24 protein-coding genes are annotated in these 23,639 nt (G+C 39.3%); 7 read left to right on the top strand and 17 right to left on the bottom strand.

Annotated features, from left to right (window positions below; all coding sequences use genetic code 11):
- Positions 1-184 precede the first annotated feature (184 nt).
- Positions 185-1,366: an MFS transporter gene (locus tag MHI16_RS18505; RefSeq protein WP_144461435.1), complete on the top strand. Its 1,182-nt coding sequence runs from the start codon at positions 185-187 to the stop codon at positions 1,364-1,366.
- A 17-nt stretch (positions 1,367-1,383) separates the two neighbouring features.
- Positions 1,384-2,286, top strand: coding sequence for a shikimate dehydrogenase (locus tag MHI16_RS18510; RefSeq protein WP_058013249.1), 903 nt, complete (start codon positions 1,384-1,386; stop codon positions 2,284-2,286).
- 42 nt (positions 2,287-2,328) lie between these two features.
- Here the strand turns inward: MHI16_RS18510 and MHI16_RS18515 are convergent, their stop codons facing one another.
- Complete coding sequence (locus MHI16_RS18515) at positions 2,329-3,522, bottom strand: MFS transporter (RefSeq protein WP_144461432.1); 1,194 nt, start codon at positions 3,520-3,522, stop codon at positions 2,329-2,331.
- Between the two features lie 467 nt (positions 3,523-3,989).
- Positions 3,990-5,225 (bottom strand): TerD family protein, encoded by a 1,236-nt coding sequence (locus tag MHI16_RS18520; protein ID WP_058013247.1) that lies wholly within the window; start codon positions 5,223-5,225, stop codon positions 3,990-3,992.
- Between the two features lie 161 nt (positions 5,226-5,386).
- Here MHI16_RS18520 and MHI16_RS18525 point away from each other — a divergent pair, with 161 nt between their 5' ends.
- Positions 5,387-5,548 (top strand): hypothetical protein, encoded by a 162-nt coding sequence (locus tag MHI16_RS18525; RefSeq protein ID WP_235566998.1) that lies wholly within the window; start codon positions 5,387-5,389, stop codon positions 5,546-5,548.
- 4 nt (positions 5,549-5,552) lie between these two features.
- Here the strand turns inward: MHI16_RS18525 and MHI16_RS18530 are convergent, their stop codons facing one another.
- Together MHI16_RS18530 and bglA are read right to left on the bottom strand one after the other, a co-directional pair.
- Complete coding sequence (locus MHI16_RS18530; RefSeq protein ID WP_058013246.1) at positions 5,553-6,533, bottom strand: restriction endonuclease; 981 nt, start codon at positions 6,531-6,533, stop codon at positions 5,553-5,555.
- A 155-nt stretch (positions 6,534-6,688) separates the two neighbouring features.
- Positions 6,689-8,128, bottom strand: a complete 1,440-nt coding sequence (gene bglA / locus MHI16_RS18535; protein WP_152982310.1) for a 6-phospho-beta-glucosidase BglA — start codon at positions 8,126-8,128, stop codon at positions 6,689-6,691.
- A gap of 185 nt (positions 8,129-8,313) precedes the next feature.
- Here bglA and MHI16_RS18540 point away from each other — a divergent pair, with 185 nt between their 5' ends.
- Positions 8,314-9,024 carry a GntR family transcriptional regulator gene (locus MHI16_RS18540; RefSeq protein WP_058013244.1) on the top strand — a complete coding sequence of 237 codons (711 nt, stop codon included), beginning with the start codon at positions 8,314-8,316 and terminating at the stop codon, positions 9,022-9,024.
- Between the two features lie 49 nt (positions 9,025-9,073).
- Here the strand turns inward: MHI16_RS18540 and MHI16_RS18545 are convergent, their stop codons facing one another.
- The 3 genes from MHI16_RS18545 to MHI16_RS18555 form a co-directional block, all read right to left on the bottom strand.
- On the bottom strand, positions 9,074-9,661 hold the full coding sequence (locus MHI16_RS18545; protein WP_235566997.1) for a hypothetical protein: 588 nt from the start codon (positions 9,659-9,661) through the stop codon (positions 9,074-9,076).
- Between the two features lie 11 nt (positions 9,662-9,672).
- Entirely contained in the window at positions 9,673-10,080 is a 408-nt protein-coding gene (locus MHI16_RS18550) for a hypothetical protein (protein ID WP_235566996.1), read from the bottom strand.
- 79 nt (positions 10,081-10,159) lie between these two features.
- On the bottom strand, positions 10,160-12,334 hold the full coding sequence (locus tag MHI16_RS18555) for an Ig-like domain-containing protein (protein WP_058013243.1): 2,175 nt from the start codon (positions 12,332-12,334) through the stop codon (positions 10,160-10,162).
- A gap of 240 nt (positions 12,335-12,574) precedes the next feature.
- On the opposite strand from MHI16_RS18555, the gene MHI16_RS18560 reads away from it, so the two are divergent.
- Positions 12,575-13,471 carry a PhzF family phenazine biosynthesis protein gene (locus tag MHI16_RS18560; protein WP_058013242.1) on the top strand — a complete coding sequence of 299 codons (897 nt, stop codon included), beginning with the start codon at positions 12,575-12,577 and terminating at the stop codon, positions 13,469-13,471.
- Positions 13,472-13,511: 40 nt separating this feature from the next.
- Here MHI16_RS18560 and MHI16_RS18565 read toward each other — a convergent pair whose 3' ends face one another.
- Genes MHI16_RS18565 through MHI16_RS18575 form a run of 3 tightly spaced genes read right to left on the bottom strand, consistent with a single transcriptional unit; the run spans position 13,512 to position 15,426 of the window.
- Positions 13,512-14,384: a LysR family transcriptional regulator gene (locus MHI16_RS18565; protein ID WP_235566995.1), complete on the bottom strand. Its 873-nt coding sequence runs from the start codon at positions 14,382-14,384 to the stop codon at positions 13,512-13,514.
- A 9-nt stretch (positions 14,385-14,393) separates the two neighbouring features.
- Entirely contained in the window at positions 14,394-14,900 is a 507-nt protein-coding gene (locus MHI16_RS18570) for a hypothetical protein (RefSeq protein WP_058013241.1), read from the bottom strand.
- 16 nt (positions 14,901-14,916) lie between these two features.
- Positions 14,917-15,426, bottom strand: coding sequence for an LURP-one-related family protein (locus MHI16_RS18575; protein ID WP_058013240.1), 510 nt, complete (start codon positions 15,424-15,426; stop codon positions 14,917-14,919).
- A gap of 149 nt (positions 15,427-15,575) precedes the next feature.
- Here MHI16_RS18575 and MHI16_RS18580 point away from each other — a divergent pair, with 149 nt between their 5' ends.
- On the top strand, positions 15,576-15,824 hold the full coding sequence (locus tag MHI16_RS18580) for a hypothetical protein (protein ID WP_058013239.1): 249 nt from the start codon (positions 15,576-15,578) through the stop codon (positions 15,822-15,824).
- A 17-nt stretch (positions 15,825-15,841) separates the two neighbouring features.
- A complete protein-coding gene (locus tag MHI16_RS18585; RefSeq protein ID WP_268466912.1) occupies positions 15,842-16,084 on the top strand; it encodes a hypothetical protein in 243 nt (80 codons plus the stop codon).
- A 51-nt stretch (positions 16,085-16,135) separates the two neighbouring features.
- On the opposite strand, the gene MHI16_RS18590 is transcribed toward MHI16_RS18585, so the two are convergent.
- The 7 genes from MHI16_RS18590 to MHI16_RS18620 all read right to left on the bottom strand — a co-directional run bounded on the left by MHI16_RS18590 (position 16,136) and on the right by MHI16_RS18620 (position 23,595).
- Positions 16,136-17,506, bottom strand: a complete 1,371-nt coding sequence (locus tag MHI16_RS18590; RefSeq protein WP_268466913.1) for a HAMP domain-containing sensor histidine kinase — start codon at positions 17,504-17,506, stop codon at positions 16,136-16,138.
- Positions 17,503-18,174: a response regulator transcription factor gene (locus tag MHI16_RS18595; protein ID WP_144461418.1), complete on the bottom strand. Its 672-nt coding sequence runs from the start codon at positions 18,172-18,174 to the stop codon at positions 17,503-17,505. Before MHI16_RS18595 ends, MHI16_RS18590 begins: the two co-directional genes overlap by 4 nt.
- The gene (locus tag MHI16_RS18600) at positions 18,175-20,289 is read right to left on the bottom strand and encodes an MMPL family transporter (RefSeq protein WP_268466914.1); all 2,115 of its coding nucleotides are present in this window, start codon (positions 20,287-20,289) and stop codon (positions 18,175-18,177) included.
- Between the two features lie 106 nt (positions 20,290-20,395).
- Positions 20,396-21,262: an MBL fold metallo-hydrolase gene (locus MHI16_RS18605; RefSeq protein WP_058013235.1), complete on the bottom strand. Its 867-nt coding sequence runs from the start codon at positions 21,260-21,262 to the stop codon at positions 20,396-20,398.
- A gap of 72 nt (positions 21,263-21,334) precedes the next feature.
- Positions 21,335-22,501, bottom strand: coding sequence for an MFS transporter (locus tag MHI16_RS18610; RefSeq protein ID WP_058013234.1), 1,167 nt, complete (start codon positions 22,499-22,501; stop codon positions 21,335-21,337).
- Between the two features lie 137 nt (positions 22,502-22,638).
- Positions 22,639-22,941, bottom strand: coding sequence for a metalloregulator ArsR/SmtB family transcription factor (locus tag MHI16_RS18615; protein WP_045034889.1), 303 nt, complete (start codon positions 22,939-22,941; stop codon positions 22,639-22,641).
- Between the two features lie 216 nt (positions 22,942-23,157).
- Positions 23,158-23,595: a DNA polymerase III gene (locus MHI16_RS18620; RefSeq protein WP_306821869.1), complete on the bottom strand. Its 438-nt coding sequence runs from the start codon at positions 23,593-23,595 to the stop codon at positions 23,158-23,160.
- Positions 23,596-23,639: the final 44 nt, after the last annotated feature.

Consider the following 23,639-nt stretch of genomic DNA (forward strand, 5'->3'; position numbering starts at 1 on the left):
GACTGGTATCATTTTTTGTATTTTAGTAGAACGATGTACTTAATTGAAGAACAGATGAATATTCATTATTTTACTCATCAATCACACAAGGGGTGTTGTGATGGACTTATGTACATGTAAGGAAATATCAAAGGGTATACAAAGAATTTAACCTTAAAGGGGTTTCAAATATAGGAGTGGGAACATGAAAAATCCTTATATTAAATCATCACTTGGAATGTATTTAAACTACTTCATGCTTGGCATGATCAATATTATTGTAGCTTCTAACATGGACAGCTTATCTGAACGTTACCATGTAGATATTCCGAAAATCAGCTTGCTTGTATCGGCGATCGGAATTGGTAAACTCATTGCTCTCTTTTTCTCAGGCCGGTTAGCCGACAGTTGGGGACGTAAGCCTGTCATTATTACAGGAAATTTTCTTTACTTATTATTCTTAATCGGTATTCCAACGACAACGAGTTATACACTGGCATTCATCCTTGCGATTTCAGCAGGTATTGCAAATTCACTGCTTGATTCAGGAACCTATCCTGCTTTGACAGAGTCATTTCCGAAGAAAGCAAGTTCGGCGTCTGTTTTAGTGAAGGCGTCTGTATCCATTGGTGCGACTGTTCTTCCATTTATCTTGGCGTTCCTAGTGGCACATGACATCTTTTGGGGCTGGGCGTTCTTTGGACTAGGACTTCTTTATTTACTTGTTGGGATTTACTTAATCTTTATGCCCTTCCCGAACCATAAGCAAGTTTCTTCACAAGACGCTCTTCCAGTACAGGAGCAGCTGAAAGAAGAACCAAAAATGCTTGGCGAAGGCTTAGCTGTTGTACTCATGGGATTCACGTCAACTGCATTATTTGTCGTATGGCAGACATGGCTTCCGCAGCTCGGGTTAAAATTAATCGGACTTGGCACAGAACAAGCCACACAGCTTCTATCTTATTTTAGTATCGGTGCACTGGTATCTGTTCTCTTGCTATCGATCGTCTTAGATAAATTCATTTCACCGATTATGGTAGCGATCATTTATCCAATTGGGGCGTTCCTTGCAATGCTTTCACTTTTCCAAATCGAAGCATACAGCATTGTCATTATCAGCACTTTTTTCTTAGGGCTATTTACAGCGGGAATCTTCCAGCTGGCGATGAGTATTATGATGAAACTATTCCCGACAAACAAAGCAACGGCTTCATCCTACGTCAACATTGCGGCAAGCTCCGCGTTTATTCTCGTGCCGCTCATTACAAGTGGATTGGTCAGCACGTACGATATTAAAATGACGTTATTTTTCGATATGATCATTGCGGTTATGAGCGTATTGCTAGCGGTCTTTGTTCTTGGACGCATGAAAAAATTATTTAGATAATTAAGGAGATGTCAATCATGACAAACATACATGAACGAAATATTGATGGGAAAACAAAATTAGTCGGTCTTCTTGCTACACCAATCGGGCACAGCCTTTCACCACGGATGCATAACCTTGGCTATACACTAACAGGGATCAACTATGCTTATCTCGCATTTGAAGTAGGGAACGATGAACTAGAAGCAGCCGTATACGGTATGAAAGCAATGGGTGCAGCTGGATTTAACGTCTCTATGCCGAACAAAATGAAAGTACTAGATTACTTAGACGAACTAGACGATTCTGCAAGATACACACGTGCAAGCAATACCGTTGTCAACAAGGATGGTAAGCTCATCGGTTACAACACAGACGGTCTTGGGTATGTGAGAAACTTGATTGAACATGGCGTTGAATTAGCCGGTAAAAAGGTCACTCTCGTTGGCTCTGGCGGTGCGGCGACTCCGATTGCGATTCAGCTTGCACAATCTGGCATTCGTGAAATTAGTATTTTCGCTCGTAATGATCAATACTTTGTTCAAGCAGAAGAAAATGTAAATTATATCAACAACGAAATGAAATCTTTCGGTGTCAAAGCAAACATTTTCCCACTTGAAGACAAAGACGCGTTCCGCCGTGAAGTAGCAGAAAGCGCGATTCTAGCAAATGGGACAAGCCTTGGCATGAAACCACTAGATCAACTCAGCATTATCGATGATACACTTGATGTACTTCGTGAAGATTTGATTGTGACAGATGTCGTATACAACCCGCAAAAAACAAAGCTACTTGCGCAAGCACAGGAAGCTGGCGCCAAAACCATTAATGGTCTTGGAATGATGCTATGGCAAGGTGCACTTGCTTACAAACTCTTTACTGGTGAAGATATGCCAGTTGATCAAGTAAAACAAATTCTTTTTGAAAATGACCGATTCTAATACAAAAGAAAGACGACTTCCCTGAACGGAGGTCGTCTTTTTTTAATCATGTACCATGATTTGGCGGTATCGATACAGGATATACAATGCGCCGATAATGGCCGCAACAGCCACCACTGCATCGAACATAAAGATTTGTAAAATGGACGAGTGACTCTGAATTAAACCTGTTACAACTGGGATGACGATAGCCGACACGCCGCCCGCCGTGGAGATAATCCCTGTCATCGTCCCTTTGTTTTTCCAGAAGAATTCAGCCATCACAGTTAACGTCAACTGAAAGACTCCTGCTGTTGAAAATCCCAATACAAACGCATTGACGGTTCCGATGACTGGGGATTTCACGACCAAGAGCACACAAATGGAAACAAGTGTAATGATTGGATAGATCAGCAGCACAGTGACCGGACGGACAAAACGGCGCAACAGAAATGCGAGCATCACGACAGACAGCAGCCCGCCCATGCTATAGTAACTGAGCAGTTTCACAGCACTGCCCGATGCCATCCCCAATATAGCCTCACCGTACGTAGGAAGCCAAATTTGCGGCAAAGCATATAACCCATTTGACGTAAAGCTGATCACAATGAGTGCGATCCCTTCTCTCCAAAATGTAGGCTCTGTCGAGAAGCGTGGAAGTCCGTCATGGTCCGTTACCTGGACTTGTTCTACCTTGCGATGATTCGGAAATGGCAAGGTCCACAGCATCAAAACATTCACAAGGTAGATCAGAGCAGGAACAAAAAATGCCATTCCATAAAACAAACCATGCTCTGCCAAAAAGAAAATCGCGAGTGGCAAAATGGTTGCCCCAATTGATATAAAGGCCTTCACCATCACATTCGCAGATCCCGAGTTTTGCGGGAAAGCCTCCATTAATGCAGGATATGTCCCAGCATCCATCGCTGAATTCGCGACTCCTGCCAAAATCGCAAACGCAAACGCAATTTGATAATTCGGAGACAATGGAATTCCGATCAGGAACACCGCCATGAGCACACCCGAAACCAAAATGACCGGCTTCCGCCCAAAACGATCTGACAGCACGCCCGATAAACCATACGTAAGTACCCTGCCAATGCCAAGCGCCGAAATCATATAACTAATTCCTGCACTATTGGTATCTAACTGTTTGATTAAAAATGGCATATTGGAAGCCAAAATTATATTGACCATACCTAATAAAAAGTAATTAATATACAGACTAGAAGCCGTTCTCACATACGGATTCCTCATCCTGACACACCCCTCAACACCATCGCAATGAAGTGACCGCTTATAAGATCTCATGTGTGAGGAAGAACAGCTTTACAGCCTTCACGTTCATACATCTCATCATGTCATGCAGCTCGCAGCTTACATGCCCTTCATGTATCAAGCATTTCTTCAATTTTTCACTGCTCTTATTTTATATGAATGTGAAAAGTAATGATAGTGAATTGCTTAAATTTGAGGGAATTGAGACGCTCTCGGTAGTGGTTTCCATGTATTTGAATTTTATATTCTCTTGATTGAAGGAAAGTAAAAACCTTTTGACAAAACAGTTGATTTTCTTCGATATCTAAAAATGCGTTTTCTGGTAGTGTCATATAGCTTAATTCGTTCATTAAGTGCTTTCTTCTGCTTCTTCTTTTTAGCGTTTCAATTTTTTGGGGGTTATTATTCATAGAAATCACCTTTTTTGAGCTAGCCATACATCCGTTTTATTTATAATCATTGACAGGGCCTTTATCCAACAATACCTCAATTTCATTAGAAGACTTCATTTTTAATTTCGGTCTGCGCTCAGAGTTTGGTTTGCTGTAAAGTTCAAGTGGGCGGATGATTACACCATCATTTGTATTTTGAAGCATACCTGGCACACAAGAATAAATACGATCATTGTCATTGGCATGTTTGGAATGAATCGTCACAGATGTTCCTTGATGATTATCGATACTCATAGATACTCTATATCTATAAAAAGAACCTGTCCCGTTTGATTGAGCAGAATAAACAACTGGAACGACAGCTAGGATATCATCATTTAAACGAAGTTTAATAACTTCTGTTTTCATTGATTCATGGTCTCTACCGACATCTCCCATATGCTCAACAGCTCCGTTGCCGTAACTTTTGAGAGCAGGAATTCCTTTCGCACCAAACATAGCCACATCCACTTGCTTTCCTGACTTTGTGTAGACCAATGCATAAATATCATAATCGGTGCCAGACTCCCAAGATACTGTCGCTGTGATCTCAGGCGTTTTCTCAATTATGATCGGTTTGTGACCTTTGTCTAGACTAATTTTGCCCTGAACTTTTTCTAAACTGATAGGTGCAACAGCTTTCTCTTTAGCCGTTGCCTTCATTTGAGCAGAATCATCAATTGGTTGTTTTTCAGGAGCCATTGGAGGTGTAGAAATCTCCTGTTCATCTGGTTCAACCTCCACACCATAAAGCTTGCATAGGCCTTCCAACCCAGAATCGAAACCACGCCAGATTGATCGTGCCTTCGTATCACCTTTTCTTATATACAGCTCCACTACGACAATGCCCTTTTCATTTGTAAAGTTTACTGGTGTTAGATAAAACACCTCGTCGACTGTTCGAATTTCTGCTTGCAAATGCTTCACTTGAGAAAAGCCCGTTCCTTGATCTTCTGTTAATGTAATAGCCATTTTTGTGATTCCAGCAGGCACTTTGCTCATATCAAAATTCAATTGATGCCTTTTCAATTGACCTGATACCTCTACTGGCAGAAGTGCCGCTGCACCAGAAGCGCTCTCTGGTTGATTGTAAAAAATAATGCCATGATCTCCTTCAACCTGATCCGAATCTGTTAAAAGAAACGCCGTTAAAGAAATATCAATGTCAGATGATACTTCATAGCTGATGGATACCTGCCCCTTTGGAGAGTTTAGTACGGTATTGGCTCCCATTTGCAGAGTGTGATTCATTACAACAACTCCTATTCTTTATCTACCATTTAACGTTTTTATAGATCAATTATACCAAATCATATAATGAAACCTATTCATTTCTTTATCTCTTTTCAACCTCTGCACCAATATGAGACAATGCTAACTAAAAACAAACCACTCTCAAAAGGAGTATCCATATGTATAAAAAAATCATTCCTGTTGTTATGGTAATATTCGTCCTTTGGATTCTTCTTCAAATATCCTTGAACATGAATATCCTTCACAATCCAATGAACTATTTTGTCGCTATTACTCTCTTTTTTCTTTGTATTCAGGCATTAATAAAACTTAAACAATAAAAAATCACTCTGGCACATACACTTTCTTCAAAGGTAATAAAGATCTTGTCTCTGTTGGCATGTCCTCATACCAATGTACAATAAGATTGACGAGTTCTTCTAAGTCCAATAGATGAACTTCATTATGCTTCGCAACAGCTTTGGCATGAGAGGTAAATCCGCCAGTAGAAACAAATAAACTATTTGCATTCATGGGATTGGCTCCTAATAATTGTTGCACTTCTGGTGCACTGGCTGAAGTTTTTCGATGCTTGACTTGTACCTTAATAATAGGTTTTTCAAACCCAAATGCATCTTTATAAGCTAATACATCTACACCGCCGTCAGGACCTTTTGGACTCACACGAACATTGTATGACATAGCTTGCAATAGGCCCCCGACTAAGTCTTGCATCTTCCACGGGTCTAATTTATCCACCTTATCTGCAATCATCACAGTTGCTTTGCTAACTAAATCTTCAATAATTTCATCTTCTTCGGTTTCATCTTCGGATGCTGGTATAGAAGTAGGGTTTTTCAGTAGGTGTTCAATTTCTTCCCCCCAATCATCTACACGAAAAACAGTTGATATAGAACCGAGGCTGTTTTTAGCTGATTGGCTGAGAGAATCTCGTTTCACTGCGATTGGTTCCCAGTTGACTTGAATATGATTTGGGTACATTTTATCTCCTGCAGCTTCATCAAAAAAATGTGGAGCAGTCACCGTACCAACTCGATATTCACGGCTTTCTTTTATGTATGTAATAATCCGATCTCCCTTTTGAATTTCTCTACTAAACCTCCATACCTGACTAACCCAGCTTCTTCTTGTAAAAGGTTTGTTCTCGGCGAAGATGACATCAGCTCGAGCATTCATCTCTTGCTTTGTTTGATATTGTTTTGGATTACCTAATTTCGGCCAACCGATTGATGCTAAGCCTTTCTCTTCCCACATCGGAATTAAATCATTCTGGTCGCCTGCACGAACCATCCACCATTTCATCATTTACGATCTCTCCCATTCCACTCTTCTTCTTTCTTACTAAATTATAAGACTTATTTCTAGTGAACAAAAGGATATACACACCAGTTTTTCCGAAAGAGTGCAAAAACCCGAACAAGCATATACCACGCTCATCCGGGCTTCTATTATTTTCTTTATTACACTTCTTCACCATTCGTGGCAATGACGTTTTGGTACCAAGTAAACGAATCTTTTTTGAGTCTCTTCATTGAACCGTTGCCTTCGTTGTCGCGGTCAACATAGATCATGCCGTAGCGTTTTTTCATTTCGCCTGTTGTGAATGACACGATGTCAATGATACCCCAAGGTGTGTAGCCAATCAGGTCAACACCGTCGTATTCGATGGCTTTTTTCAGTGCTTCGATATGAGAAGCGAGATATTGTATTCGTTCTGGATCATGAATGGAACCGTCTTCCTCCACTTGATCAATGGCACCAAACCCATTTTCAACAATGAAGAGCGGGATTTGATAACGATCGTAAAAACGATTCAACGTATATCTTAAGCCTGTCGGGTCAATGGACCAGCCCCAGTCGCTTGATTTAATATAAGGATTATCTACACCATGCGGAAGGGCTCCGTTGACAATGTCTCCGTCGTTATCAGACACCGCATCACTTTTAACCGTTGTCGACATGTAGTAGCTAAAGCCAAGATAATCTACTTTCCCTTTTCTTAAGCTTTCTTCATCGCCTTCCTCAAACGGAATATGATAGCCTTCGCGTTCGAATTCTTTCAGTGCATAGCTCGGATAGTAGCCCCGAACTTGTACATCTGGGAAGAAATAGCGTTGTCTCATATATTCTTCAGCAAGCATGACATCCTCTGGATTTGAGGAATATGGATAGATTGGCACATGAGATACCATTGCACCAATTTGAAAAGCAGGATTGATTTCTTTTCCTTTGGCTACTGCCCATGCACTTGCAAGTAATTCATGGTGTCCTGCTTGATACATGACTTCTTTGGCATTTTCGCCTTCTTTGACTGATACCCCTGAATTTGTCCAAAGGAACAGTGGGTTGTTGACATCCATTTTGTTATTGATTTCATTAAATGTCATCCAGTATGTGACTTTGTCCTTGTATCGATTGAAGCACACTTCTGCGAATTTCGTGAAGTATTCAGCAACTTTTCGGCTTCTGAATCCGCCGTATTCTCTTGCCAAGTGAAGCGGCATCTCAAAGTGGGACAGTGTAATCACAGGCTCGATGCCATGCTTGAGAAGTTCATCGAATACATCATCATAGAATTGTAAACCTGCTTCATTCGGTTCCGCTTCATCCCCCTTTGGGAAAATTCGGCTCCAGCCGATCGATGTACGCAGGCATTTTAACCCCATTTCAGCAAACATCGCGATATCTTCCTTGTAACGATGGTAGAAATCGATTGCTTCATGGTTCGGATAAAATTTGCTGTCTTCTATCGTCTCCGTCATTTGTCTCGGTACTCCGTGGGCACCAGCTGTCATTACATCCACAACACTTGGACCTTTCCCTGCTTCATTCCATCCACCTTCGAATTGATGTGCAGCTAATGCCCCGCCCCATAGAAAATCTTTTGGTAATGTCATTATCTATTCCTCCTATTTCACAATTGTGATCATGACGTCCGTTGGCTGTAACACTACTAGTATATGTATATTATAATTATACCGGTACAATTTATCAATACATATATAATTTCAATTAACATATCAAAGAAAAATTGGTATGTGCTATAATCTAAGACAATAAATCGTGAAAACAAAGAGGAATGGCTATGTTAAAGTATCAACAAATTGCGAGCGATATTGAAAAATATATTGTCACCCATGAGCTGCAGCAAGGGGACAAGCTTCCTGTACTCGAAACCCTCATGAGCCAATTTGCTGTGAGCAAAAGCACCATTATCAAATCATTAGACTTACTCGAAAGAAAAGGAATTATCTATCAAGTGAGGGGCAGTGGTATCTTTGTTCGAAGACACAGGCGCAAAGGCTACATTAGCCTTTTATCCAACCAAGGGTTTAAAAAAGATTTAGAGGAATTTCAACTGACTTCAGAGGTTTTAAAGCTAGACACCACCAAACCGCCCGAAGAAGCAGCGCTTAATTTGAATATTGAACAAGATGAGGATGTTTTTTACCTCAAACGCATCCGTTACATCAATGGACAAACCTTATGTCTAGAAGAATCCTATTACAGAAAAACCATCATTCCCTATCTCAACACAGAAATTGCCGCCGATTCTGTTTTTAAATTTATCAGTGAAGGCCTTGGGCTCAAAGTCGGCTTTTCCGATATGTACTTGCAAGTAGGCAAACTGAATGAAACCGAAGCAAAACACCTCGGCCTTAAACAAGACGATCCCGCTCTCCGCGTCGAAACCGTCTTTCATCTCACAAACGGCCAGCCTTTCGACTTCTCTAAAATTACATATAACTACATGCAATCCCAATTTTTTATTCAAGCGAATAATTATTATGGGTGATGGTTGGAAAAGACCCCTCATAGCTGAGGGGTCTTTTAAAGTGGACATTTTATTTGTAATAGTTATAGTCATTAAACGTTGCTATCATATCTTCTTGTGTTCCTTTTTTTCCACGATTCGTATTAAAATATAATGTTCCGTCATCAAAATCGACAGCTTCTATTTCAAAAAGAGTAAATGCACTGCTCGTAATTCGGAATGAAAGATCTTTTCTCGTAAACAATTCTTTTGAAAAATCCTTTGTAGGTGTCTCCTTTTGCTCTTTGATCATTTGATTAATATTTAGCGGATATGTGAGAATAACACTCACATTAGAAGCTCCTCCGTTAGTATCCGGTTTAGATAAAGGTACATATAATGTTCCTTGATAGAATGAGATTCCTTGAAGAATGTATTTGGACACATCAACCACTGATTGGTTTACGACAGCTTTTGTATAATTTAATGCAAATGTTGCCTCATATTCAAACTGCCCTTTCTTGTCATTGAAATTCCCAATAAAAAAGCGATTGCCAGACCTTACAATAAACTTATCGGTTCCAACAGAATATGTGATGCCGCTAATTGATAAATTCGCCCCTTGGTACTGCAGGACATAGGATTTAGCCACTTTGTACGTATTTTTCTTCGTGTTCACACTTAACTTCACTATTTTTTTACATACTTTACACCATCGGTCATCGGCGCTACATATAAGCTAACTTGTTCATCACCTTTTTGAGCTTTCACAGCTAGGTCATTCGCATGTCCTAAATCATTGATAGTACTGTTGATGTCAGAGTTTTTAAGGAGCTTAAACATTCTTTTGCTGGACGAGTTGTTCATTTTTGTCGCGTACAATTGCGTCAGATGGTTTGACGTATTTATTTTTGCAGAATAAATCGTATTATTATTACGATCTACAGCCATCCCTTGCATAGAAGTGTAAAACCCAGAACCAGACATTGCAGAATACGTTGTATACGTGTTGAAATATCCTGATTGAGCCTGAACAGTAGTTGACCACATACACAAAAAAATGACAGATATCAGGGTAATATACTTTATTTTCTTCAAAAAAACACGCTCCTATCGAAATTTTTAGCATTTAGCTATTTAAAAAATCGCCACCCTAAATGAATGGCGATTGAACACTCTACTTTTCAGCCTGAAACTTCTTTACTGTCTTACTACTTTCCGACATGCCTTTCCCAGTGACGGTGAAGTAAAGCTTTCCACCCTTGGCACCTAGTTGTTTAAAAGTGACTTTCACAGCCTTGTCTTTAGAAGCCGTTGATTTTCCAATCAGCTTCCCTGATGAATGATAGATTTTGACAACATCTTGTTTCGCTAATTGACTGATCGTGACAACGTCTTTTTTCTTCTTGTTGTTCACGATTTTGATTTGATTGCTTTTTAGCGCAGCAGAGGGTTCACCTTTAAAAGAAATGGCTTGCTTTCCGCTTTCCAGCATCTTATCTCCGCTACGCGTCACATACACTTTGCCGCTCTTAGCCCCTACTTGTTTAACGTACAATTTGATAGAGGAACTGTTCGCTGGTTTTGATGTGGCAAGTAGTTTTCCATTTGTTGAGTAAACTTTGATGACATCTTTTTTCTTGATCTTACTCACTGTAATGACGTCTTTTTTATTTTTAAGATTATTGATTTTGACTTGATTGGCTTTTAAAACATCTGATTTTTCACCCTGATAACGGATTGGTACTCGATTGCCCTCTTTTAAACCAGGCTCTTTCATACTAATATAAAGTGTTCCATTTGTTTGGCCTAATTGTTTCAAGGAAATCGTCATGTTCGAGCTAGATGCAGTTTGTTGAGCAATTGCTTTTCCACCAGAAGCTTGTTTAAAGATTTTAATGACGGATTGTTTTTTGATTCCTTTTATCGTCACCGTATCGTTTTTTCCTTTGTTGTTTGTCACCTTCACTTGAGATGATAGAAGTGGAGATGTGATGACTTTTTTAACGGTAACAGCTGGCAGGGCAACCTTTCTCTTCCCACTTTGCAACGTGATGATCACTTTAGATCCTTTTGTTAATTTTCCTGTTTTTAATTTGAAGTTTTTCCCCGGTGTAATGGCAAACGGTCCATATTTCTTTTTCGTTATGCTTGAGCTGAGTTTCGACATAGCTCTTATTGTGTTATCAGTTTGCACCTCTACAACAGCTTGATCACCAAACGTACTGATACCATTAATCGTATCACTTGAATCATCAATTTCTTCCACAAAAACTTTCTGTACATCTTCCTGAGATTGATCCGTTTCATTCGGGTTATCTGCCATGAACGACTTGACTGTGATTAAGTCACCACCGATTAATTTTGAAACAGGAACATCATAGTGTCCATTAGGGTTTGTCTGACCTTCCCCAATGACTCTTCCCTCTCCATCTAAAATATTGATCATACTTTTAGGAGTTGCGGTCCCAGCTACTGAAGTGGAAAGCTGAGTAAATGGATCAAGAGTCGGAGCTGTTGATCTAAGTCGGAAAGTGGTCTCATATAAAGCATTATCAAAAGAGGGTTCCATCACTTGAAATTTACTTTGATCCAATGCTTTTATTGTGTTTTTGTCCACACTCAATTCAAAGTTGCCATCACCATCTGCAGTCATCGATTGAATGATGTCACTTGATTTTTGATTTTTAAAGACGATCTTTGCATAAGGAATTCCCGTTTGGCCTTTCACTGATTTAGACCATTTCGTCGTAGGAATAAGTGAGATTTTCTTAGGATTAACAATTTTTTTGTAAACGTCGATATTGCTGCCAGTCGTCATTTTCACTGTTAGAAATGTGCCTGCATATAGGGCAGGCAGCTTTAAATGAATGTCATCATTGAATGTGCCTGATGCAATCACTTTGCCATCATTCATGACCTCTATTTTTGTGTTCTTCACTGTTTTTCCAGTTAGCTCGTGAGAAGTATCATATATCGGATCTAATGAGGTAAACGATTCCTTGAAAACATACACTTTGTTTGAAGAAAGCTTTGTCCCATTTTGGTCATACGTATCTAACTCCACCGTTTGGCCTGAACTAAAGTTCTGAGAAAACAACTTAAAGTTTCCGTTACTATCTGCTTTTGCGTAGTGCATATATTTAGATTTCCAGTTACTCGGAACACCCCAATCTACGAATGCAACGATTGCGTTTGGCGCTGTTTTACCTGTTAGATAATTATCACCATATTGATAACGATCAATCGTTGTTTTCGTTCCACCCTCTGCGGCACTCACATTTTCCTGTATATTGAAAGTTAACATCATCATACAGAGAATAGAAGCTGCTATTTTCAGGACTATTTTCATAAAGTTATCCTCTTTTCCTATTAATGTTTTAATATACAAATATTATACATTTTATCCAAAGTAGGCACAAGAGTTAATAGCGTGACTAAAGACTTATCTAATTACTATTTTAATAGATACTGTAAATTTCATTCTCTTACATAAACACCTCCGATTTAAAGTATCAAAAAGATTCATTTTACGAATGCATTAATCAAACTTATGATAAACGTAACAAGAATGTATAGGGGGATTCATTATATGAGAGATGTTAGGGTGTACCATGTCGATGCGTTTACAACTGAGAAATTTGGAGGAAATGCTGCTGGGGTCGTGTTGGATGGTGATCTTTTAACGGAGGATGAGATGCAGAGCATTGCCAAGGAGTTGAATTTACCGGAATCCGTCTTCTTGCTTCCTGCCCATGATAAGGAAGCCGATTATCGCGTCAAATACTTTACACCGACGGAAGAGGTTAATTTCTGCGGGCATGCGACTGTTGGATTGACTTGGCTTTTGGCGACGGAGCTTGGACTGGCAAAAGAGAAAACAGGGGTCGTGTTAGAAACGAAGATTGGCAAGGTTCCTGTTGTGTGGCACGAAGAAAATGGCAAAGTCATCGATGTGGAAATGACGCAGGTGACACCGAAAACGCGGGATTTTATAATCGATTTAGAAGAGCTTAGTGACATGCTTGGTATCAGCTGTGACCGCATTGATCCATCGTATCCTATCAAATTAGCAAACACCGGAAACTGGCATCTACTCGTTCCAATGAAGCACCAGCAAGACATCGATCAAGCGGCACCGAACTTAGCCGCTTTAGGGAAAATGAATAAAGAACAAAATATCACAACGACTCACCTTTATTCATTTCACACCACAAAAGAGGTTGATCTTTACACGAGGGATTTTGCACCTGGGATTGGGATACCCGAAGATCCGGTGACAGGGGCAGCAAACGGAGCATTGGCTGGCTATCTTTATTTGGAAGGTATCATTTCTCAGCAAGAAACCACTCTCCTACACATTGCCCAAGGGGATGCCATCGGCAGATCTGGCATCCTTCGTATCACGGTCATTCCGAATGAATCAAAGCCTGTGATCAAAGTGGCAGGCGCGGCGGTTATCACTATTCGCGGCGTGTTGACCTTATAAGCCATCAGCTTGAATGGGAGACATCCTGTTCAAGCTGATTCTACTTAAAATGATCTTTGACCACTTCGATCCATCTTATAGCCGATGGGGATGCCGCTTTGAATGATTTGAACGCCAAGTTGATCTCACGATATACGCTTTTCTCAAGTGGAATCACTTTCGTATGAGACATCTGTTGCGGCAAAATTAACGTCGGAATAATGGTCACTCCAAGTCCCTCTTGAACCATAGAAATGAGCGTATTGTTGTCTCCTATTTCAAACAAAACATGAGGCTTCACGCCTCTTTCTTTTAATAATTTCTTAATGAGCAGGTCACAGCCCGCTTTTGGCATAATGAATGCCTCATCATGGAACGAGTCAACTTCTATCACTTTCTTCGTATTAAAGCGATGAGCCTCTTGCATGAGCACCACCAATTCATCCTGGAAAAGTGGAATGGTTTCGAATTCTCTCGATGGCTGCGTTAAAAAACCAACATCAATCGTACCAGATGCAATCCATTCCTCAATCTCCTCATAACCACCTTCATATAACTCTACTTGGATATTGGGATACACTTTGGTAAAACGGTGAATCAGCTGCGGAAGCATTTTTGAAGAAAAACTAGAAAACGTTCCGATCTTGATATTTCCCACTTCCATCCCTTGAATCAACGCCGCCTCCTGCTCAAGCAATGACGCATGATGAATGATTTGCCGAAGATGCGGCATCACCCGCTCACCTGCGTCCGTTAACGACAACCCGTTTCGATTTCGCCGAAGCAGCACAACCCCTAACTCTGACTCAAGCTTCGCAATATTATGACTGACTCCAGACTGCGTTAGTCCAAGCTTCTCCCCGGCTTTTGTAAAACTGCCGCACTCGACGACTGTTAGAAATACTTTGTATTGGAATGTGATCAGTTTGGTCACCTCACAAACTTATATTAGATCTTGGCAAAATCTACTGTTAGATATTTCTTTGATTTTTCGATTTAACTGTTGTTCTATTAGTTGAAAGCATGTCTGCTTAATCCATAAATGTTTAAATGTATAAAGTTGTTCTTTTTCATCTCCATGCAAGTCTTCATCTTCCTCTAACTGAAAATCAGTTAAATCGATGTTGTCATGAACATGCATTTTCATAAAAACATGAGCATTGTGAAAATCATGCATATGTTCTACTAAAAAAGAAATCTCCGTGATAAAATCCTCAAATGCATCTCCTTCAATCGTTTTTTTAAGATCCACATGACTATGAATATCAATTGAAAGGTAATTATCTCTTTCATCCAATTCTGATTGGGTAGCTAGCGGATTATCGTGAATTGTTGCTTTTCTATTCACATCTGTAATGGAGAAATAAATGATGATGTCTTGATTATCGAGAAATTCATACTCCCATATTTCTGCATCTCTTAATCTTAAAATGCGGGTGAGATTGGCCAATTTTTTAGCCCTCCAATTAATTATTCATCGTTGTCGACGACGAAGACCTAGACGCTGCTTCATCAGCCTTCACACAATCAATTGCAACAACGAGCGCAATCATCACAGGCTCCATCTCTTCTTTCAAAATATCAACCTTATAACTATCACCCCAAGTAAACCATTCCTTCTTCACCTGGCCGATCACTTCGCCATTCTGCAGCACCTGGAAATTCATATCCCACCAGTTACCTTGCACTTCTATACCCGCTGCATCAATTGAATATTTTGCTTTAAAGAACGTAAACTCTTTTTTGATTGTCAATACCTCTTGACCACCAACTTCTATTAAAAACTTCGGCAAAAAGCTAAACATTTTCTTCGTAATTACAGCAATTTCTTCTCGTTCTGTATTCAGAATGGTAAACGTCTTCGGTACCTTCATAAAACTGCCTTCGACCACATACACATCGTTCTCCTGCTGATCCTTTACTGTAAACCTGCCGCTTAGACTAAATACTTTCTGCTTCATGTATAGTTGCTTCATACGTACCTCCGATTAAATTCAAACTTTTATCAGTCATTTATCCATTCTTTATTTACATCTAATTATACCAAAAAATAGAATGATCAAATAACATGTCGAAACTCATGCAAGTTATAATGGAAATATAAACAAAATTGAGAGGAGACCTCATGAAAAAAATAGCGTTTTTTGACTGGACCATTCAATTACAAGCAGACTTAACGGCAATAACAGATCATCATGAAAAGAAGATGGTCATTTTAGAACCATCCATTGAATTAAACGGTGTGATCTGGATAGATGAAAACAACGAGCTACAAATCAAACCTACTTGGGATTGTGTCATTACAATCGATCCAACCAACAAAACTCTAACAATCCGGCAAACAGAAGAAGTATTCGGAGAAGTGTACGAATGAAAAAAGCAGGAGGAACTATGAAGAAAATCACTTTTTATGATTGGGCAGTTCACTATCCTGAACATTTAACAGCTGTCAAAGATGATACAGAAAAGAAAATGGTCTTTCTAGAACAGACTGTTGAATTTAAAGGGATTATCCGTATTGATGAGAATGATGAACTGCAAATGAAGCCAACGTGGGATTGTGTCATTATGATTAATGCTAAAAACATGTCTGTTACAGTTCGTGATTCAGAAGATGTTGTAGGCTTGCCATAGACATTTAAAAGTCTCATTTGACACACCGCAAATGAGACTATTCTTCACTAACTACTCCTTTGGAAAAAACGTCGTAAAAGTCGTTCCTTCCGCATTGCTTTCTACCTCAATAGAAGCATCGTGATAAGAGAGAACTTCTTGTACAATCGATAATCCTAGCCCCATCCCTTCTTTATTTCGGGCTTGATCTACCCTGTAGAATCGTTCAAATATTTTTTCCAATGTCTCTTCTTCTATTCCAATCCCCGTATCTCTGATCTTCACGACCGCTTCTGATTCATTTTCTTCACAATGAATACTGATCTCTCCGTACTCTTTGTTGTATTTAATCGCATTGCCAATTAAGTTCTCCCATACGTTGATCAGCAATGTACGGTCAGCATATACAGTGACAGGCTGTAAATCGATTTTAATTTCTAACCCCTTCTCTTCTATCCGCCATAGCATTGAATGAACCACTTGATGAAGTTGATCATCGATCCTGACTAGCTGTTTATTCGTTGGATATGTCCCTTGATCAATTGAGGTAAGAATGAGAAGTTGTTTCGTTAAGTTTGATAATCGCTTCGCTTCTGTTTGAATAATGTAATTGTATTTTTTCCCTTCGCTTGACGAAAGCTCCCCATCCAGTAATTCAGAATACCCCCCGATATTGAGCAGCGGCGATTGGAAATCGTGCGAGACGTTATTCACGAATTTCTTTCTCGCTTGATCTGTATTCTCTAGCTTCTGCTGCATCATCCGAAAGCTATCGGCAAGCTGCCCAATTTCATCTTTTCGATTAATCATCAATGGGTACTGGAAGTTATGGTTGGCCATCTCTTGCGTGGCGCTGGTCAATTCTGAAAGGGATTGGGTGACCTTTCGAGACATCAATAAAATGCCAATGATGCTGCTAATAAATACGGCGAATATAAACCCAAATATAATCAAATGAAATTCTGTGAAAAGGCTAATATTATTCGGACGTAAAAATAATCCCCATTCTTCCCCTTCAATTTCTATTTTCGTTCCCACTGTATTTTCTATATCATTTGCGAAATGACTCATGATTAAATATGAATTTTTAAAGGATTTGATCCCATTGTACGCTTTTCCGCCTTCAAATAAGGCGTGCATTTGGTCATTCCATTGTGTCGTTTTAAAGGGTTCCCCAAACATCCGCATTTCTCCATCTTCTTTAACCAATGCAATTTGATACCCTAGATCGCTCATGGTTTGCAGAAAATCAGAAGATGCCTGTAATGTGATTTCGTGTTCTTTGATTTGTTTCGCTAACTGCTCCGCAATCACTAAATAACGATCATTTAATTGCTCTTTTACAAAGGCATTGTAAATCAGATTCGAACAAATAAACCCAACAAAGATGCTGATACAAACAATCAAACACGTATATAACATAAATCGTTGTTGTAGTCTCATTCTTTTACCTCTAGTTGATAGCCAAAACCACGAATTGTCACAATTTCAACATTCGCTTTAGCTCTTTTTAATCTCTCACGAATGCGATTAATGTGAGTGTTTAATGTGAATTCGGGTTGTTCTAACGTATCCCCCCAAATGTCATCAATTAAATCCCAGCGGCTCACATTGCGGTTTGCCCGCTGCAGCAGATAATGGAGGATTTCTAATTCCCGCATGGGCCAAATATATTGCTGATTCTCAATCATTAATTCCCAACGGTTCGTATCAATCTGAATATTCCCCGCAGTTGTTAAAGCTTCTATGGATTTACGATATCGTCGTAAAATGGCATTTACACGGAATAGCAGTTCTTTCGTTTCAAATGGTTTGACGATATAATCATCAATCCCTTGTTCAAATCCTTGCTGTTTATCTTCAATTTGTCCTTTCGCTGTCAGCATAATGACAGGCAGTTCATATTGTTTGATCACAATGCTAGCCAGCTGAAAGCCATCCATTCCAGGCATCATCACATCAATAATCATGAGATCAAATGATTGATGTTGCAAAAAAGCAAGCGCTGCCTCAGCATTGCTTGCTTTTGTCACGTGATATCCTGCCTGCTCTAAATGGATGGACACTAATTGCAAAATGGCTTCATCATCATCCACGACCAATACATGCAATTAACCTTCCTCCTTTATCACCTTAGCTTTGTCTTTTTCAAAGAATAATATAAGCGACGGCAGCAACATTCCTCGAACTAAGAATGTATCGATGATAATCCCAATAGCGACAATAAATCCAAAGATAAATAAGTCTGTAATGGGCATGGTCATTAATGCGGCAAACGTCGCGGCAAGAATGATTCCCGCTGAAGAAATGACCCCTCCTGTGTTTCGTATCGCCACTTCTAATGCAGCTTTGACGTGTAACGTTTTACGTTCTTCTAAGAAACGGCTCACAAGGATGATATTATAGTCAATTCCTAAAGCCACTAAAAAGATAAAAGCATACACAGGGGCACGAGTGGAAATGGCATCATAGCCAAATAATACATCGACTAAGAAAATGCCTAACCCTAAAGCAGATACAAAGGAGATTAAAATCGTCGCCATCATATAAATCGACATTTTGATCGAGCGTGTCAGAACGAGTAACAAGAGAAGAATGAGTAACGTTTCCAGCAAAACAATCTTTTGAATATCTGATTGATTCACTTGTTGTTCATCCACTAATTTAGCCGTTGTGCCCGCAAAAGATAGCTGAACCTCTTGACCATCTGATAAACGATACGTGGATTGATCTGTACGGAATTCTTTTAAAAATTCAATGGCCTCTATACTGTATGGATTCACCTTCAATGATATCGTCATTTTGCCATGCTCTCCATCTTTGGTAACTCCCGAAGGACGAGCCGACCCTATTTGGTCATTTTCTGAGAAATGAGAAGAGATTTCTTGTAAATGTTCCTGAGATAGGTTTTGACCGGTCACTAGCACCGTTGTCTGGGCTAGATCTCCTTTATTAAATTGATCCTCGACGATTTCAAATGCGACACGAGAAGGTAAATCCTTCGGGAAATTTTTCACTGAGTTAAATTCATAATGTAAATTGAAAACATTCGCCCCTGTCACAAGTAAAAACAGTAAGACAGCACCGCCAATCAATCCTGGTTTTCGAACAACAAACTTTGCAATAGGCCCCCAAATGCCATGTTTCACTTCTCTCGCTTCACCATATTTGGGCACTTTCGGCCAAAATGCTTTACGGCCAAATAACGCAAATAATGCTGGGATCAGTGTGACAGAAGCCATCATAATGATCACCATCGCAGCACCGAAGATTGGAGCAAAGTTTTGATAATCACGGAAATCTGCCACAAATAAAATGATCATTGCCGCGAATACTGTACCGCCTGCAAATAATACGGGTTTTGCCGTTGCACGCATCGCTACTTTCATCGCTTCAAATTGATTTTCATCATGATTCAACTCTTCACGATAGCGAGAGAAAACAAACAATGAATAATCAATCACAGCCGCAAATAATAAAATGCTCATAATGGAAGTGGTCGAGTTATTGATTTCAAGTCCACCGACGCCAAGTAAAGCCACGACTTGATTCACCACTTGATAGACAATCACCGTTGCAAATAATGGGATGATCGCTAATAACGGGGAACGATAAATGGCGATTAATAAAAACAATATGATCGCAACCGTGGCGAATAACAGCTTCAAATCGGCAGATTCAAACAGCTTCACCGTATCCCCTGCTATACCAGCTGGGCCGGTAATATAAAAATCAGCATCTAGCCCCTTCGCTATGTTTGTACCGACTTCTGTTGTCTCATCATTAATCTTTGCATAATCAGCATTGCCTAATCCGGCTTTCAAATTCATTGGCACAATCATGGTCGATTGATCTTCTGATAAAAATGCGGATAACGCTTGAGGAGGCAATGCGGACACATCGACAATTTCTTCAATCCCCTGAATTTTTGCCTCTTTGATTCCTTTTATGATTGTTTTTACATCTTGAATAGCTAGCTTTCCATTAGGATGATGGAACACATATAATCCCGGTGTCCCTTTGTCACTCGGGAAATACTGATCTAACTTCTTTTGGGTCACGATGGACTGAGCATCACTAGGTAAAGATTGAAAATTGCTCACTTTATAATCGCCCAGTTTAGGCCCAGCACTCAACCCGATCATGAGAACAAGCCAAATGATAACAGTCAGCCAAGCTCCTTTTTTTGTAGACATTTTATCAATAAATGATCTAAATACATTCATCCATTGTTCTCCTCCTTTTCTTACCGGTTCGAGTATATCGCTCGTATATAAACTTGATATAAACTCGAGGAAAAGGACGAGCTATGAAAATAAAAAAAACAGAGGTTTATCCCTCTGCCAATCCTTCATAACCATTTACAAAATAAACGATCGTCTCTAACTCATCTTCTTTCAGTTCTCTGTTCACATGTGCTTGATATTCATTCACGATTCTCTGTCGATCTCCACCATAAAGATCAGTGTATTTCGCCATCATCCGAAGCTTGTCTCTTTCCTGACGAAACTCCTCTTTTGTCCACGGTCTTTGATGTGAAGGAATATACGTATCTGCATCAAAAGCATCTAACTCATCTAAAAGACACAAGATTTCTTTCACCGTATAATGTACTTTTTCGGCGTACATTTTCGGATAAATGCAATCAGCAAGAAACAGGATTTTCTCTTCTTTCACATACACGATCACTGAATCTGCCGCATGATCGCCCCCAACATGCTGCACAACACAAGTGACCCCGCCAAGATCAATTTCCATCCGACGGTCAAACGTGACATCCGGTAAAACGACCTGAATATCTCGATGTTTCTTATATTCTTCTTTTATCGCCTTCGCGCAGAACTCAATCTCCGTTCCTTCCCTCACCCGATCATCAATCGCCTCATCTGACCAAGAAAACGGAAGAAGCTTCTCCATTTCCTTTCTGGTTTTTGCAGAAGCAATTGAAACCGCATCAGACAGCGCCGGCAGACCAAAAATATGATCCCAATGCCAATGCGTGAGGACCACCATATCAGGCTTGGCGTTCTCGTATTTTAAAGTTTTCTGGATAAAATAGTTCGCATGATCTTCCGAGTTGCCGGCATCGATCATTAATGTTTTGTTATTGCCTACGACCATACCTAGGATGGGGCGGTCGGTGAGTGATACTGGTGTGATGTACCAAAAACTCTGACCTGTTTTTTTAATTGAGTGCATAGGTGCTTCCTACTTTCTGTCATTATATTTTAAATTGAATCACGATTTTTCCCAACGTTCTGCTGTTTATGATTAAGTATATCGAATTTCATTACTCGAAGTAGCACGTGAAGCCAATATTGTGACAATGATCGCGATTGCAACGCCTAAAGCCCCTACCCAAGTAACGGAAGATAGAGAAACTTTCTCTACAAAGATACCTCCAATAGCTGCACCTGCAGCCATCGCCAATTGCATCATTGACTGATTGAGACCTAATAGTATACCTGATGACTCTGGCTCCATTTTAGCTAAGTGATATTGTTGAGTCGGGCCAGAAGACCATGCAGCAAATGACCATAATATTAAAATGAGCAATACTCCAACATAAGAATGCGTAACTAGTGAGAGCAATATGAGCATGATGACATGTAATGTCATTCCACTAATCAGAGTAAAATTCACACCCCATCGATCGGTACTAAATCCACCAAACTTTGACCCAACTAGACTAGCAATCCCGAATATGAGAAGAACTCCACTCAGCAATTTGCTGCTTACACCTGATATATTTAAAAGGTAAGGGGATAGATAGGTATAGGCAATTGAATAACCACCAAGCCAGAAAAAGGTGATGGCTAATCCCAACACTACTTTTGGTTTTTTAAAAAGAGCGAGTTGTTGAATTAAAGGTACAGGTTTATCCCCTTGGATTTTTGGAATCGTAAGAGAAATTATAGCCATAGCTAATAATCCGAGTAAGGCTATTCCTCCAAATACAGCTTTCCAACCAAAGAAATCACTAGTCATTCTGCCCAGTGGGACTCCAATGATCAATGATGCTGTAAATCCCATTACTACTGTAGCAATAGCGGTACCTTGCTTACCTTTTGGTGCAATTTTTTCAGCTATTGTTAATGCAGTAACTACGACCATCCCCGCTCCAAGAGCCATAATAATTCTTGACACAATAAATAATTGATACCCAGGGAGGACGAATGCCAGAATATTACCTAGAATAAAAACGCTAAGTGAAAATAACATTAACTTGCGTTTATTCATTCCCGATGTTAAAGCCATTAATACTGGGGTGAAGATGGCATACACAAGAGAAAAAATCGTAATTAACTGGCCAGCTGCAGCTATTGTAATTCCTAATGATTCAGAAATATTATCCAAAATACCAGAGATGATATACTCTGATGTACCAACTAAAAAACTTACAATAGCTAAAATGTAAATCTTTACAGTGTTTGACATTGTAGATCACTCCTTATATATAATACATTTACATATCTAGAATTGTTAATATGTATGGACAAAAAAACATATTACGATAAGTCGATGTGTATTTAATAAATGAAACTGAATTCTGATGTATGAATTCAGTTCATTTATTAAATATTTTTTTCTAGAATCTTAGCAATTTTTTTTATGGCATTTTCATCTCTTTTATAATACGTGTATTTACCTATACGCTCTGTCGTAATTAATCCAGCTCGTAGTAAAATTGAAAGGTATTGAGATGCTGTTGATTGCGTCATTTTCAATTTATCTGTTATTTGACTAACACATACCCCTGTAGTATTCATATCAATCCCTTCATGGGGTGTAAAATGACGATCAGGTTCCTTTAGCCATTGTAAAATTTGCAATCTGGATTCATTGGATAAGGCTTTGAAAACTTCTATTGGCTCCATACAAACCATTATATCGATAAATAACGATATGTCAACATGTGTTGTTGGAGATTCCTTACAACTTTCTATTTTCCTTCTTCCTATGGTACGGCACCGTGATGCCTTTAAATGAGGTTATTAAAAAACCTTGGTGGAGACCAACCTCTACCAAGGTTCTTAAAATATTATTTTATGTTAGAAACTCTCTAGAACTACATTTAAATTAGAAATTGCTTATCACTCTTCACAAAAACTAATGATTTCCTTCGGTACAGGTTCAAATATTAATACCTCTGGCTTTGGATAAAGCCTTTTTCTCAAATAATCTTTGAGTGGGATCATACTTTTCCAGTACTGCTCAATCCAATAATCAAGCGTTTCTCCAGTGTCAAAATTTAAAGCTTCCTCATCAAACTCTTTCATATCTTCATAAAATGCTTGATCATAAATAGAAAGTGAAATTTCACTATCAAATACAAATATCTTGTCCGTAAATATAGGGAAACAAAAAGACTCGGAAAAACGATTGATTATATCAGCGCCTATTGCTTCTTTGAAATTAATCCATTTAGGGATATTAGAAGGTCTTAAGTTTTCTGTTATCTCTAATTTCACTCTTCCACCATTACTATATCTATGATTTGACTTCGTAGAATATTTAATGCCACTGTTCATGACCTCCTGCCGTGAAACATGGAACTCATGACTCTCGAGAAAAT

It is taken from the genome of Bacillus sp. FSL K6-0923, assembly GCF_038630825.1.
Classification (GTDB): Bacteria; Bacillota; Bacilli; order Bacillales; family Bacillaceae; genus Bacillus; species Bacillus pumilus.